Source organism: Algoriphagus aquimarinus, from assembly GCF_900112005.1.
GTDB lineage: Bacteria > Bacteroidota > Bacteroidia > Cytophagales > Cyclobacteriaceae > Algoriphagus > Algoriphagus aquimarinus.
Window position 1 is genome coordinate 326,726 of record NZ_FOKK01000002.1, and the last position, 14,586, is coordinate 341,311.

16 protein-coding genes are annotated in these 14,586 nt (G+C 40.0%); 12 read left to right on the forward strand and 4 right to left on the reverse strand.

Features of this window, described 5'->3' with window-relative positions; genetic code table 11:
- Positions 1–44 precede the first annotated feature (44 nt).
- Positions 45–1,412 carry a peptidylprolyl isomerase gene (locus tag BM291_RS03910; RefSeq protein WP_092894855.1) on the forward strand — a complete coding sequence of 456 codons (1,368 nt, stop codon included), beginning with the start codon at positions 45–47 and terminating at the stop codon, positions 1,410–1,412.
- Between the two features lie 66 nt (positions 1,413–1,478).
- Here the strand turns inward: BM291_RS03910 and BM291_RS03915 are convergent, their stop codons facing one another.
- Together BM291_RS03915 and BM291_RS03920 are read right to left on the reverse strand one after the other, a co-directional pair.
- A complete protein-coding gene (locus tag BM291_RS03915; RefSeq protein WP_092894856.1) occupies positions 1,479–1,796 on the reverse strand; it encodes a hypothetical protein in 318 nt (105 codons plus the stop codon).
- A gap of 88 nt (positions 1,797–1,884) precedes the next feature.
- A complete protein-coding gene (locus BM291_RS03920; RefSeq protein ID WP_092894942.1) occupies positions 1,885–3,675 on the reverse strand; it encodes an ABC transporter ATP-binding protein in 1,791 nt (596 codons plus the stop codon).
- 145 nt (positions 3,676–3,820) lie between these two features.
- Between BM291_RS03920 and BM291_RS03925 the strand changes: the two genes are divergently transcribed.
- The 10 genes from BM291_RS03925 to BM291_RS03970 all read left to right on the forward strand — a co-directional run bounded on the left by BM291_RS03925 (position 3,821) and on the right by BM291_RS03970 (position 11,292).
- Positions 3,821–4,921, forward strand: a complete 1,101-nt coding sequence (locus BM291_RS03925; protein ID WP_092894857.1) for a Glu/Leu/Phe/Val dehydrogenase dimerization domain-containing protein — start codon at positions 3,821–3,823, stop codon at positions 4,919–4,921.
- Positions 4,922–5,037: 116 nt separating this feature from the next.
- Entirely contained in the window at positions 5,038–6,222 is a 1,185-nt protein-coding gene (gene nusB, locus BM291_RS03930; RefSeq protein ID WP_092894858.1) for a transcription antitermination factor NusB, read from the forward strand.
- 7 nt (positions 6,223–6,229) lie between these two features.
- The gene (locus BM291_RS03935; protein WP_092894859.1) at positions 6,230–6,532 is read left to right on the forward strand and encodes a YtxH domain-containing protein; all 303 of its coding nucleotides are present in this window, start codon (positions 6,230–6,232) and stop codon (positions 6,530–6,532) included.
- Between the two features lie 96 nt (positions 6,533–6,628).
- The gene (locus BM291_RS03940; RefSeq protein WP_245786763.1) at positions 6,629–7,171 is read left to right on the forward strand and encodes a DUF1573 domain-containing protein; all 543 of its coding nucleotides are present in this window, start codon (positions 6,629–6,631) and stop codon (positions 7,169–7,171) included.
- A 2-nt stretch (positions 7,172–7,173) separates the two neighbouring features.
- Entirely contained in the window at positions 7,174–7,491 is a 318-nt protein-coding gene (yajC, locus tag BM291_RS03945) for a preprotein translocase subunit YajC (protein ID WP_092894860.1), read from the forward strand.
- Between the two features lie 8 nt (positions 7,492–7,499).
- On the forward strand, positions 7,500–8,462 hold the full coding sequence (locus tag BM291_RS03950; protein ID WP_092894861.1) for a YbbR-like domain-containing protein: 963 nt from the start codon (positions 7,500–7,502) through the stop codon (positions 8,460–8,462).
- On the forward strand, positions 8,455–9,060 hold the full coding sequence (coaE, locus tag BM291_RS03955; protein WP_092894862.1) for a dephospho-CoA kinase: 606 nt from the start codon (positions 8,455–8,457) through the stop codon (positions 9,058–9,060). Before BM291_RS03950 ends, coaE begins: the two co-directional genes overlap by 8 nt.
- Positions 9,061–9,135: 75 nt before the next feature.
- Entirely contained in the window at positions 9,136–10,017 is an 882-nt protein-coding gene (locus tag BM291_RS03960) for a bestrophin family protein (RefSeq protein ID WP_092894863.1), read from the forward strand.
- 119 nt (positions 10,018–10,136) lie between these two features.
- Positions 10,137–10,931 (forward strand): HipA family kinase, encoded by a 795-nt coding sequence (locus BM291_RS03965; RefSeq protein ID WP_092894864.1) that lies wholly within the window; start codon positions 10,137–10,139, stop codon positions 10,929–10,931.
- A complete protein-coding gene (locus BM291_RS03970; RefSeq protein ID WP_092894865.1) occupies positions 10,909–11,292 on the forward strand; it encodes a DUF3037 domain-containing protein in 384 nt (127 codons plus the stop codon). Before BM291_RS03965 ends, BM291_RS03970 begins: the two co-directional genes overlap by 23 nt.
- 160 nt (positions 11,293–11,452) lie before the next feature.
- Here the strand turns inward: BM291_RS03970 and serS are convergent, their stop codons facing one another.
- Together serS and BM291_RS03980 are read right to left on the reverse strand one after the other, a co-directional pair.
- Complete coding sequence (gene serS / locus BM291_RS03975; protein ID WP_092894866.1) at positions 11,453–12,727, reverse strand: serine--tRNA ligase; 1,275 nt, start codon at positions 12,725–12,727, stop codon at positions 11,453–11,455.
- A 39-nt stretch (positions 12,728–12,766) separates the two neighbouring features.
- Positions 12,767–13,534 (reverse strand): hypothetical protein, encoded by a 768-nt coding sequence (locus BM291_RS03980; protein WP_092894867.1) that lies wholly within the window; start codon positions 13,532–13,534, stop codon positions 12,767–12,769.
- Positions 13,535–13,608: 74 nt separating this feature from the next.
- Between BM291_RS03980 and BM291_RS03985 the strand changes: the two genes are divergently transcribed.
- Entirely contained in the window at positions 13,609–14,586 is a 978-nt protein-coding gene (locus BM291_RS03985; RefSeq protein ID WP_092894868.1) for an isopenicillin N synthase family dioxygenase, read from the forward strand.

The following is a 14,586-nucleotide window of genomic DNA, read 5'->3' on the forward strand; positions in this document are numbered from 1 at the left end:
AAAAGAAAACCGTCACCCTAGTATTAAGAGACGGAAAAACATCCATGAAATTGCTAAACCGACTTACTTTCACTCTAATCGCCAGCTTGCTGATAACTGCATCATTTGCTCAAGAGACTCCTCCAACAGGACAGGTTCTTGATAAAATCGTGGCTAAGGTGGATAATTATATCTTACTGGAATCAGATGTACAGAAAGCGTATATAGAAGCTCTATCTCAGAATCAGCAGGGACAAGCAGCTGTTTCTCGTTGCCAAGTATTTGAATCGTTGATGATCAATAAACTAATGGTCGCCAAAGCAGAAGTTGATTCTGTTATTGTCACTGACGCTGAAGTAATGCTACAGACAGAGCAGCGATTTAATATGGTTATGCAGCAATTTGGCGGAGATGAAAATACACTTGTCGAAGCTTATGGCAAATCCTCAGATCAGCTAAAAGATGAAATAGAAGATGTGATCAGAGAACAACTAATCGTACAACGTATGAGAAGTCAGATTACAGAAGGGTTGACTGTATCTCCTAATGACGTAAGAGAGTTTTACAACAGTATCCCAAAAGATTCCTTACCGCTATTCACTTCAGAAGCTACAGTAGGTCAAATTGTAGTAAAACCTAAAGTGAATCCTCAGACAAAAGATGATATTTTCAAACAATTGAATCAATTCAAAAAAGATATCGGTGAAGGAAGAGCTGATTTTGCAGACCTTGCCAAACAATATTCCGAAGATCCAGGATCTGGAGCACAGGGAGGCGATCTAGGCTTTTTTAGAAGAGGCGAATTAGCACCGGAATTTGAGTCTACAGCTCTAGCATTGAAGCCAGGTGAATTAAGTGATCCTGTAGAAACAGCTTTTGGTGTTCACCTCATTCAATTACTTGAAAGACGCAATGACGGTTCCTACAATTCCAGACATATTTTAAGGATTCCAAAGGCAACTATTGCTGACATTGAAAAATCAGAACGATATCTTGACAGTTTAAGAACAGAAATTGAAGCAGGAAGATTGGATTTTGCTAAAGCTGCAAAGGACTTTTCTGATGACAGAAGTACTTCAGATGCCGGTGGTTTCTTTACTGATCCTTCCAACAATTCAAATCGTCTATCCTTAAGAACGCTTGAAGATCCATTGCTATTCTTTATGATAGATACGATGAAGGTAGGTGACATCACTATGCCTATGCAGTTTGAAGATCCAAGAGAAGGCACCAAAGTCCGGATTCTATATTATAAGGCTAAATACCCTGCGCACCGAGCGAATATGGAAGATGACTACGAAAAGCTAAAAGCAGCTGCACTACGTAAAAAAGAGGATGAACTTCTTGGGAAATGGTTTATTACAGCCAAAGAAGATATTTTCATTGACCTCGATCCCGCCTATGATCGATGTAATGCACTCGCAGAAAAGTAACAAAAACTGCCCGAGGTTATCCTCGGGCAGTTTTTTTTGTTATTGAAAGGATTCAATCCTTACTACTTACTTCTTTGCAAACAGTGCCTTAAAAGCCATTGCGATTTGCTTCAATCCTTCTTTGAACAACCCTTTAGATTCCTGCAGCTTTGGCTTGAAGTCTTCAGTACGTTCTTTAAATTCTCGCTCTAAAATCTCCTTACCCTTTTTAAATTCTGATTCAAGGGTAGTCTTATTCTCTTTCAAGTCTTGGATCTTCTTTTCGATATCCTCTTTCGCATCCATTCCTGCGTCAGCACCTTTCTTTACAAGCTCTTCAATTTTGTCTCCGATTTCCTTGAGTACTTTTTCTATGTCTTGAGTGCTGGATTTCTTTTCTTCCATGACTAAAAATTTTAGATGAACTGATAGACATCAAGTTAAATACTTTTTTCGAAAGCTGATTTCCTAAATTAAAATAAGATTAAAAACCTTAATTATCAATGGATTCCCCTGCCTGAGTTTGCTTTTCATAAAGCTCAGCATAAACTCCTTTTTGCTTCATCAGTGAGGCATGGTTTCCTCTTTCTATAACTTTACCATCATCCAAGACAATGATCTGATCTGCTAGCTTAGCTGAGGACACACGATGGGAAATAATAATGGAAGTTCGATCTTTCATTATATTTTTCAGCGCCGTCAAGATCACATTTTCCGTTTTAGTATCAACCGCCGAAAGGCAATCATCTAAAATAAGAATCTTAGGTTCCTTGGCTATCGCTCTTGCAATGGACACACGCTGCTTCTGCCCACCTGAAAGGGTGATTCCCCGCTCTCCAAGCATTGTCTCAAATCCCTTCGGAAATTCTACAATGTTTTGATACACGTCTGCATCTTTAGCTGCCTGCTCTATAATCTTAGGATCAGACTCTTCTATGCCAAAAGCAATGTTATTGCCGATGCTATCTGAAAACAAGAATACGTCTTGTGGCACATATCCTATCTGTCTGCGAAGGTCAGAGATATCATATTGATCTATCGGGTTTCCATCTACCTTGATCACACCAGTGGAAGGATCATACATACGCATCAGTAGATTGGCAATAGTTGACTTCCCAGAGCCTGTCGTTCCAATTATCCCCAGAGTCTGACCCTCTTTGATCTGAAAACTAACATCCTTAAGCGCTTGAATTCCAGAATCAGGATAGATGAACGAGAGGTTCTCAACTTCCACTGTTCCATGGATAGTTGCTTTGATATTATTAGTACTTATTATTTCACTTTTTTCATCCAAAAACTCATTGATCCTTGTCTGCGAAGCTGCTGCACGCTGCACGATGCTAGTTACCCAACCAAGGGAAGTTACCGGCCAGGTAAGCATATTTACATAGAGAATAAACTCTGCGATCACTCCATACCCTATCTCTCCACTGATCACCTGCAGACCTCCAACGTACACGGTGATAATTGTAGACACACCGACAAGGGCCATAATTATAGGAAAGAAAAGCGCATTCACTCGAGTGAGCCGAATGGATTTTAATTTGTAGTCTTCACTTGCTGTAGCAAAATCATTAGCACTGTCACTTTCTCGTACGAACGCCTTTAGAACACGAATGCCCGAAAATGCTTCCTGAACAAAAGTGCTCAACCCACTCAAACTTCGCTGAATCTTCTCAGAGCGCTCATTGATCATATTATTCACATAATAGATACTTAAGGAAAGAACTGGAAGTGGCAGCAGTGCATAAAGCGTCAAAACAGGATTCACAGTGATCATATAGGTAATCACTAGCGGGAAAAGAATCAAGAGATTCAAACCGTACATGATAGCTGGACCAAGATACATCCGCACACGACTCACATCTTCTGTGATTCTTGCCATCAGATCACCGGTGCTATTTTTTCTGTAGAAGCTAAGAGGCAATTTTTGGTAGTGATCAAAAATCTCATTCTTAATATCATATTCCACTTTTCGGGACATGATGATGAGGGTCTGACGTATGAAAAACAAGAAAACTCCTCGTAGCAAAGCCATTACTAGGATCAAAACTCCAAAGACTACAACAAATTTTAAGAAAATATCTTGTGCCTGATCACCCATTCCACCTTGTTCCAAAGGCCTATAAATAGAAAAACTTTCAACAACATAATCTATTGCAAGTCTGACTAGTTGCGCTGGGATAATTACGAAAATGTTAGAAATCACCGTAAAAACTATCCCCAAAAGGATCAAGCCCTTGTATTTGTACAAATACTTATTGAGTCGCCAAAGTGGTTTCACCAAATAAAAATTTTAAAATGAAGGAATTAGATTAGGAAAACTGGGTATATTAATCCTTTGAAGGCCAATAAAAGTATTTAATTTTGTATCGGCTATTATCGCAAGGAGTACCCAAATATAACACATTCTAAAAAGCTAAGTTCACATGTTAGAGATTAAAGCTACCGAAACAGTACGTGAAGGTTCGATCTTTGGCCAAATCACCACAATGGATCACGAGCAACTTGTGATTTGTAATGATGAAGCAACCGGCCTTAAGGCATTGATCGGAATTCACAACACCACCTTGGGTCCAGCATTGGGCGGAACCCGTATGTGGCCTTATGCTTCTGAAGAGGAAGCGATTACAGACGTCCTTCGTCTTTCCAGAGGAATGACATTCAAAAATGCCTTAGCCGGACTGAATCTCGGCGGTGGTAAGGCAGTGATTTTGGGCGATCCAAAATTGAAAAATGAAGCCTTTCTAAGACGTTTCGGAAGATTCGTTCAGAGTCTTGGCGGTAGGTATGTGACTGCAGAAGACGTGAATATGAATACTTCTGACATGGAATTCATTGGACTTGAGACTCGTCACGTCACTGGTCTGCCTGAAATCAAAGGCGGAGGAGGAGATCCTTCACCAGTTACAGCTTATGGTGTGTACATGGGGATGAAGGCTGCTGCCAAAAAAGCTTTTGGCTCGGAATCGCTAGAAGGAAAGCGAATCGGAGTTCAAGGTGTGGGTCAAGTAGGTAAATACTTGATAGAACACTTGGTCAAAGAAGGAGCACATGTATTAGTGACTGATATCTTCGAGGACAAATTACAGCAAGTAGCTAAGGCTACAGGAGCTCAGGTAGTGGACCCAAATGTAATCTACGACATGGAAATGGATATTTATTCTCCTTGTGCTCTAGGTGCTACTATCAATGATCAAACTATCGATCGATTGAAATGTGCAGTGATTGCCGGCGGTGCAAATAACCAACTGAAGGACGAAGCCAAACATGGCCGAATTCTAGTAGAAAAAGGAATAGTATATGCACCAGACTTCCTGATCAATGCTGGCGGTGTAATTAATGTAGGCGCTGAGTACTTTGGCGGATACAATAGAGAGACCGTTTACAAGCAAACTGAAAAAATCTATGATACCTGTTTAGGTATTTTGGACAAATCTGAAAAGGAAAATATCCCTGCTCAGCAAGCTGCAATAGAAACAGCAAAAGCAAGAATTGAAGCCATCGGAAGAGTGAAGCTTTCTTTTTAAGCATTAACCATATCCTTTTCTAAACCACCGGAAATGACTTCCGGTGGTTTTTTTGTCTATGCCAACTAGGCAATAGCCCCGTCAAATTACCTATATTTGCAACTCATTTCGAAGACATGCTAAACAGAAGAATACTCAGAGTAAAGGCTTTTCAAAACCTATATGCATACGAACAGTGCAAGGGTTCCAACCTAAACCTCTCAAAAGATTTTATCCGAACTTCATTCATGCCGGATCTGAACAGCATGGAAGTGCAAGATAAAACCGCACTTAATAAAGAGGCTGAGGAAGCTATCAAGCTTTTTGATCAAAACCTTACTTCTAAAGACCTGCTGAAATCAAGCGACGCTAGTCGCAAAGTAAAGCAAGTCGTATTGGAGGCTTTGACAAAGTTTCATGATGCAAACGAAAAGGATCACCAATTCCTCTTAAAGAATATGGTAGTATCTGCCGAACGCATCCCACAGCTCTATCTATTGGCTATTGAGCTACTTCAGGCTTTTACTGCACATGTGGAAAAAGAAATTGAGAAGAAAAAGAAATTCGCAGGCAACAATCCAGTTGGGTTTGGGAATGAATTGAATCTTCCAAACAACCAAGTCTTACGCACACTACGAGAATCTAATCTGTACAAAGGCGCAATAGCTAGATACAATGTACACTTGGATGATATTGAACTTGAAATAAGAGAATGGTTTAGAGACTATGTGAAGCCATCGGACCATTATCAGGCTTACCTTCAACTGGAAAGCCCAACGCTAGAGCAGGATTTTGATTTGGCAGATGACATATTGAAAAAAGTGATTTTCAAAAACGAAGTTATCCTCAATTTCTTTTCAGAGAAAGACCTTAACTGGGTAGAAGATAAATCCGTTGTGAGAAGCTTAGCATCAAAGGTTTTGAAAAATGCGGCTAACCTTCATGAAGAAAATGAAAGCCAAATGCCAGAGATTGCTATGAACTGGGATGAGGATAAGGAGTTTTTTCAAAATATCTTTAACTTCACCATTGAAAATGACATAAATAGTAAAGCTCTTATTTCTCAAAAAACTAAAAACTGGGATATTGAAAGACTGGCATTTACAGATAAGGTGATTATCTCTATGGCAATTGCAGAGATGAAAAACTTTCCAAGCATCCCAGTCAAAGTAAGTATTAATGAGTACATCGATATCTCTAAAACCTACAGCACGCCCAAAAGCAAGCAATTTGTCAATGGATTGCTAGATGTTATGGCAAAAGAGTTAACCGAAAGTGGAGAAATCCGTAAGAGCGGTAGAGGCCTTTTGGACAATAAATAATATAACTATGAGCAAGAGCAGTAATTCACTCATCGCATTCCTTCTAGGTGCAGGCGCGGGCGCAGCACTTGGGGTACTTTTTGCACCTGACGCGGGAACAAACACCCGTGATCGACTTTCTTTCAAACTTTCTAAATACAAGAAAGAATTAGAGGAATTGATCGATGACTTAGTAGATGGAAAAGAAATGCATCTAAATGAGGCAAAAACCGAAGGGAAGCGCGTAATTTCTGAAGCTAAGAACAAAGCAGAAAACCTGCTTAGCGATGTCAATAAATTAATAGATCAAATCAATCAAGGAAATAATTAATCGTTATGAAATCGAGCGCGACATATCCTTATACAAAGGAATGATAATCGATAAAGCGAGATTCCATATGACCATTTAAAAACAAAACATATACAGATGAAAATCAACGTATTGAATATGGCGGTATTCACCGTCGCACTTGCATTGGGAACTTCATGTAACCAAAAAAGTGATCAAGATGCCAAGATTCAGGCACTCGAAGACAAAATTGCTCAACTAGAAACCGGTAACACAGCGGTAACTCCAGTGAATGCTCAGGCTACTTCTGTGGCTGACCCAGCTACGCAGGGTGCATTTGCATTTCCAGAAATGGAATATGACTTTGGTGCTATCAACGAAGGCCAAGTAGTAGAGCATATCTTCAAATTCACAAATAATGGACAAGCTCCATTAGTAATCTCTAATATCACCGCATCATGTGGTTGTACTAGTCCTGACTGGTCCAAAGCACCAGTGAAGCCAGGCGATGAAGGTTATGTGAAAGTTGTATTCAATTCTGCTGCTAAGTCAGGCGCTCAAGCTCCTACTGTCAGCATCCAAGCTAATACAAACCCAGCTGTAACCCGATTAAGATTAAAAGGTACAGTTACTCCAAAAATTGCAGGCGCGGCCGCACCAGTAGGCCCGGTTAAACGATAATTATGATTTCTACAGTATTAGCTCAAGCTGCCGCAGGTGGTAGTGGAATTTTAGGACAAGTTTTCCTATTCGGTTCAATTATTCTGATCATGTATTTCTTTATGATCAGACCTCAGCAAAAGAAGCAAAAGGAAAGCAAGAAATTTATTGAAGAAATAAAAAAAGGAGATGAAGTAGTGACCATCGGAGGACTTCATGGTAAAGTAAGTTCTGTAGAAGGCGATGCCGTTATGCTTGAGCTTGACAGAGGCCTTAAAGTCAAAGTGGAAAAATCAGCTATTTCTCTAGATTTCTCAAAGAAGCCAGAAATAAAAAAATAAATTGAATTTTGCCGGAAACTAAAAAATCCTCCCAAAGGATTTCTCCCAAAAAACTCTCTAATCTGAAAGTGGTAGTCCTCTGCATTGCAGCAGCTACCACTTTTTGGATTTTAAACGCCCTGAATAAGGACGATTATAATACTATTGTCGATTTTCCAGTGGAGATTGTTTACGATCAAAACCAGTTTATCGCTGTAGCAGGGCTACCAAAAACGTTGGAAATAGAAATTTCTGGTAATGGCTGGGATCTCCTGAGAAAGTATTTCAACTTCAACAACGACGCTTATCCTATTGAGATTAAAAATCCTGCTGCAAAAAACTACCTCCTTACATCCGATCTCAAAAGATCTCTGGGTGAATTCCTCTCTCCTACCCAACTCGTCTCCGTACTCGACGATTCTCTTAAGTTTAAAATAGACAAAATTAAGTCGATCAAAGTAAAGCCAGTTCTTGATTCAAATAGCTTTTCCATGGCTAAGAACTATAGGATTTTTGACCAAGTTACTTTTAGCTCGGAAACAATCACTCTTAGAGGGCCTAGTTCAATTCTGGACAGCCTGGATAGCAACTTCCCTATTAGCCTAGACGAAACGCGCATCAATAAGTCAATAGACAAAGTGATTACTCTTGAGGTACCTGACTCTTTGATCAACCTTGTACAGATAGAAAATAAGGACATCAGAATTAAATTCGATGTCATCGCCTTTCTGGAAGGAAACAAAAGGCTGAAAATCAATAAAATGAATTTTCCAAAATCAGTTACCTTGGATAATGAAGTCGTTATAATGATTTCCTATCTAATCGATGGTAGAAAAGTAGCTGAATTAAAAGATATTGAATTCGAAGCCGTTCTCGATTACTACAAAAGAAACAAAGAGGATAGCACGATTACGGTTCAAGTGAAGCCAATGCCTGATTACTTAGATAAAGTAGTGATCACTCCAGAAATCCTGAAGCTGAAATATGAGTAATCACAGTCCCATTTTGGTAGGTATCACCGGTGGAATCGGATCTGGTAAATCTACTGTAGCCAAAATTTTTTCAATACTAGGTATTCCTATCTATTCCGCTGATGATCGAGCCAAGTGGTTGATGGGAAATGACGAACATCTCAAAAGTCAGATTAAAGATGCATTTGGAGAGGAGTCTTACCTTAGTGACGGAGCTCTTGATAGGGATTTTCTAGCAAAAACAGTTTTTTCCGACCCACCGAAAGTAAAAACAATTAATTCACTTGTTCATCCTGCGGTTGGACGGGATTTTAAGGATTGGGCATTTCAGCAAACTGCTCCTTACGTGCTAAAAGAAGCAGCTTTGATCTTCGAAACAGGAAGTAATGATTCGTTGGACCATGTGATTAATGTCAGCTCCCCTCTTAAAGTACGAATTGCAAGAACACTGATGAGAGATCCTTTTCGTTCGGAAGAGCAGGTCAATCAAATTATCAATCAACAACTCCCCGATGAGCAGAAAAACGAATTAGCTGATTTTGTTATCAAGAATACAGATAATAAGCTCTTGATTCCGCAGGTTCTAAAAATCCATCAGCAACTGATTTCAGAGAATTAGACATCTCAAGTGTGTGATAAAAGGACCATTATCCCTATTTTTCTTCTTTCGGTTACAAAACACTTTTGATCAATTATGAAAGCCTACAATCCTAAGGACTGGTTTAAAATTCTGTTTTTAGTCCAAAAATCTGATACGCTAGTCAAGCTTGGTCCATTCATGGTTGTGATTTTTCTTTACTCGCTAGGAATAGCTTGGCTAGAAATGGATTACCTGAATATCGGAAAGAATAGTTGGGTACAGAATATCCCTATTATGCATAGCCTGCTAAGCTTCGTGATCTCACTGCTACTTGTTTTTCGCACAAACACAGCCTACGACAGATGGTGGGAAGGCAGAAAGCTTTGGGGTCAACTGGTAAATAACAGCAGAAACTTAGCCATCAAATTAGCCGGAATTCTGGACAACGAGGATGAAGAATGCAGACACTTTTTCAGAAGAACTATTCCGATTTATGCTTTCGCGCTAAAGGAACATTTACAGAATAACGTAACTATGTATATGCTGGATGACGAGAAAGATGGAGAAATAAAGCCTGAGATCGACCCCGAAAAGCATGTCCCAAACCAAGTGGCTAAATTGATGTTTGCCAAAGTAAATGACCTTTATAAAGCGAAAAAGATCACAGGTGATCAATTGATCATTTTAAATAATGAACTAGTTTCATTCACTGATATATGCGGAGCTTGCGAGCGAATTAAGAACACCCCGATTCCTTATTCTTACAGTTCCTTTATCAAAAAATTCATCCTAGCTTATGTACTTACCTTACCGCTTGGCTATGTTTTTTCGCTAGGTTATTATGCTGCTCCTATTGTCACATTCATTTTTTACGTGTTAGCCAGCTTGGAAATAGTCGCAGAAGAAATCGAAGAGCCTTTTGGCAATGACGCAAATGATTTACCCATGGGTAAATTGTCTGAAAACATTCAAAAGCATGTTCAAGAATTAATTTGAACTCGCCTTCATATTCCCTGTAATTTTGATTGCTGAGAATTTGTTCGGTATTTCAAATAGGAACTTTGTCTAAGCCAATAGTGCTTATCTAAACCATACCTACCAGTTTTGAAAATCTAATGGACGAAAATGTAACTCTTCGCACGGTAAACGTGACACGTTATATCCTGCCTTTACGGGAGGGCGGCTCCTTGCCTGCACTGGCAGATGCGGATGACGGATTCAAATACGTATTGAAATTTCGGGGAGCAGGTCAGCGCGAAAAAGCACTTATAGCTGAACTGCTAGGAGGAGAAATTGCAAGAGCTTTGGGATTGAAAGTTCCTGAACTCGTGTTTGCCAATTTAGATCCTGCTTTTGGCAGATCGGAAGGAGACGAAGAAATCCAAGACCTTCTAAAAGGAAGTCAGGGATTAAACCTTGCATTGCACTTCCTCTCCAGTGCCATCAATTATGATCCTGTAGCCATGAGCACAGACCCAAAGTTAGCTTCGCAAATTGTTTGGTTGGATATGTTCATCACAAATGTGGATCGAACTTTTAGAAACACAAACATGCTGATTTGGAATCGAGAGCTTTGGCTGATCGATCACGGAGCGTCGTTTTTGTTTCAACATGCCTGGGTTAATTGGAGAAAAAATGCAGAAGGCCCATTCCCAATTATCAAAAACCATGTGCTCCTTCCTGTAGCCTCGGAGCTAGAAGCAGTGAATGAAGATTTCAAAAAGATTTTGACACATGAAAAAATCAAAGCAATCGTAAATACTATACCTGAGGTATGGCTACTTGCTGGTGGCGATTCCGAAGATGCTGAAGAGAGCAGACAAGTCTACCTAGACTTCCTCACTCTTCGCCTTTCCTATTCTGATCAATTCATAAAAGAAGCTCAAGATGCAAGAACAGCACTTATATGAATATGCCGTCATCCGCGTAGTACCACGGGTGGAGAGAGAAGAATTTATCAATGTCGGAGTAGTAATCTGTCATTGGAAAAGAGACTTTCTGCGGAGCAAGATTCAGCTTGATTCTAAGAAATTGTTGATGTTAGATCCTTTGGCTGACGTAGAAATGATACAATTGAATTTGGCTTCTTTTGAAAAAATATGCGCTGGCGCAAACAATGGAGGCAATATCGCGACGATGGATTTAGCCTCAAGATTCAGATGGCTAACGGCGGTTAGAAGCTCTATTATCCAAACTTCAAGACCGCATTCTGGCTTTGCCGATGATTTGGAGAAAACGCTGGAAAGGCTTTTTGATGAAAATGTGCGGTAATGTAGACTTGAGCTATAAGATTCAAGAATTAAGAAAAAAACCTATCAACCATCGGATTAAAAAAACAAGCCGATATACCTAAGCGAGAGCTAACTGGAATTGCCTAAAAATCAAAAAAGCGTGAAGAAATAATCTTCACGCTTTTTTATAGTCGTATTTCTCAGGAAATCTTATCAAATCCTAAATACGGATGAAGCACCTTCGGCATGTTTATTCCATCAGGTGTTTGATTATTCTCTAAGATAGAAGCTACAATTCTAGGCAATGCCAAAGCAGAACCGTTCAGAGAATGTGCTAACTGGGTTTTCTTATCAGCTCCTCTGAAACGCAGTTTCAGTCGGTTCGATTGGTATGTTTCAAAGTTAGAAACAGAACTAACTTCCAACCATCTCTCCTGAGCGGCAGAATACACTTCCATATCATATGTCAAAGCAGAAGTAAAGCCCATATCACCTCCACAAAGTCTTAGTACGCGATAAGGTAACTCAAGCTTTTGCAGCAGACCTTGTACATAAGAACTCATGCTTTCCAAAGTCTCATAGGATTTATCAGGATGAGTGATCTGCACGATCTCTACTTTGTCAAACTGATGAAGTCTGTTTAGCCCTCTTACGTGCGCTCCCCAGCTGCCTGCTTCTCTACGGAAACATGGAGAATGACCTACATTTTTTATAGGAAGATCACTTTCAGAAAGTATCACATCACGATAAATATTCGTGATTGGAACCTCCCCTGTTGGAATCAAATACAATTTATCCGCATCAGCATAATACATCTGCCCTTCCTTATCCGGAAGTTGACCAGTGCCAAAACCAGAGTCTTCATTCACCAAAATTGGTGGCTGAATCTCGTAATAGCCTTGTGCTAAAGCTTCGTCCAAGAAAAAGTTTATGAGTGCACGTTGAAGTCTAGCGCCTTTGCCTTTATAAACAGGGAATCCTGCCCCAGTGATCTTCACACCAAGGTCAAAATCAATAATGTCGTACTTCTTGATCAAGTCCCAGTGTGGAAGCTTACCTTCATATAAGTCAGGAATTGCTCCGTTCTCCAATACCACCTCATTGTCCTCCGCTGATTTGCCAGCAGGAACAGATACATGCGGAACATTAGGAATGGTATAGAGCAAAGCGAGCAAATCGGCTTCAGCCTTAGAGTTTTGCTCTTCCAAGTCTTTAACCTGAATTTTAAGCTCTGCTGTTTTCTCTTTGATTTTAACTGCCTCTTCTGCTCTTCCCTCACGCATCAATATCCCAATCTCCTTCGAAATTGCATTCGATTCGCTTTGTATTTGATCACGCTCTGACTGGCTCGACTTTCTCAACTCGTCCAGCTCAACTGCCTGATTCAGTACAGCTTCTGCATTTGGGAAATTTCTCTTTTGAAGTCCGGCAAGTACGCCGTCGAAGTTTTCTCGAATTTGATTAACTAAAAGCATCTTAAAATCTTTGAAATTGAAGCTTCAAAGATAAGCATGTTAACGAACAATGATGGCTTTACTCACACTTGAAAATGGGCCATCTAGCTCTTTTCCATTAGATCGTTGCAATCTCACTTTCACTTGATAAGCACCAGCTGGCAAATTCTCTATGCGAACAGGGGCCATATGATCTATTTCATAGGTTAGATCATTTACCTCAATAACCACTTTTAGTCCATCCAACTTCATATCGCCTCCTACTACCAGAAAATCAATAATCACTTCGCTTCCAACCTCGTAGAACTGATCTGACCTAGGAAAATTCAAAGCAAGGTAAGGTTCGGCTGAATAAGGAAAAGGTCTAGATTCACCTACCTGAAAGTCTCTATCCACATAGTTGCCAAAATTTTTCAAAGCCAATCCTTCTTCATCTACCAAGTAGGCGACTACGCGATAACTCCCTAAAGTAAGCTCTCTTTGGAAGATTGGAGAATAAAAGCCAACAGGATCGCCACCATTTAATATATTATACAGCTTAAACTCTTTGGTTGCACTCAAGTCAAACGGAAAATTTTTGACATTAAATTCAAAAGGCACCTTCCCCGGTTTGAAAATCTGATTTCCCAATGGGGTATATAATTCAAGTATTGCATCTGGGTACGCGGCTTGATCTTCATATTGAAAAAATTTTACCTGAGGAGCATCTGGTTCTTGTGCATCGTTGTTAGGAGGCATTACTACTACTTCCTCGTTCACTCGCTGTTTTTCGGCAGAACAAGCTGATAAAAGGCAAATCAAAAAGAGTAAAGTCAGGATTTTATTCATACAGCATGTAAATTGAGTTTAAAGATATTTAATTTTAAAGATAAATTAGACGTATAACTATAATACAAACCCATATGGAAATCCTATTTGACGAGATACCAAGTTTAGACTTAGCTGATTTCACCTCTGGCTCTCCAGCCCAAAAGGCAGCATTTGTACAGAAACTCGGAGAAGCTTACCAAAACATTGGTTTCGTGGCAATTAAGAATCATGGTTTGTCACAAGATCTCCAAGATAGACTTTATGGGTCCATCAAAGATTTTTTCAAACTCCCTGATACAATCAAAACCAATTACGAAAAACCAGAAATCGGATTTCAACGTGGCTATACAGGTAAGGGAAAAGAGCATGCCAAAGGCAGAAACACTGGTGATTTAAAGGAATTTTATCATGTTGGGCAGGAACTCAGCCGAATCCCTGACTCAGATCCTATCAAAGCCGAATACCCGCCAAACATCTGGCCTTCCGAACTTCCGGAATTTCAAAACGATGCAAATGAAGCGTATCGCACATTGGAAAGTGCAGGCAAAGCCATGCTTCAAGCTATCGCGCTTTCATTGGATTTGGACGAAAATTACTTCGAGGACAAAGTCGCACATGGAAATTCCATCCTAAGACAAATCCACTACTTCCCCATTGAAAACCCAGATGAAGTTCCTGCTGACGCAGTAAGAGCCGCTGAGCATGGGGACATTAATTTGATCACTTTATTAATGGGAGCAAGTGCAGATGGACTTCAGGTATTGAGAAGAGATGGGAAATGGATCCCAATCACTGCCCTACCTGATCAATTGGTCGTGAACGTGGGTGACATGTTGGAGAGATTGACAAATAAGAAATTGAAATCCACCATTCACCGTGTGGTCAACCCACCTCGAGAAAAGATGAATACAAGCAGGTACTCAATCCCATTCTTTATGCATCCGCGCTCTGAAATGGATCTTACCTGCCTAGAAAGCTGTGTGGATACAGATCATCCAAAACAATTCGAAGATGTCTCTGCAGGTGAATTCTTGGAAGAACGCCTTCGTGAACTAGGACTCAGAAAATAA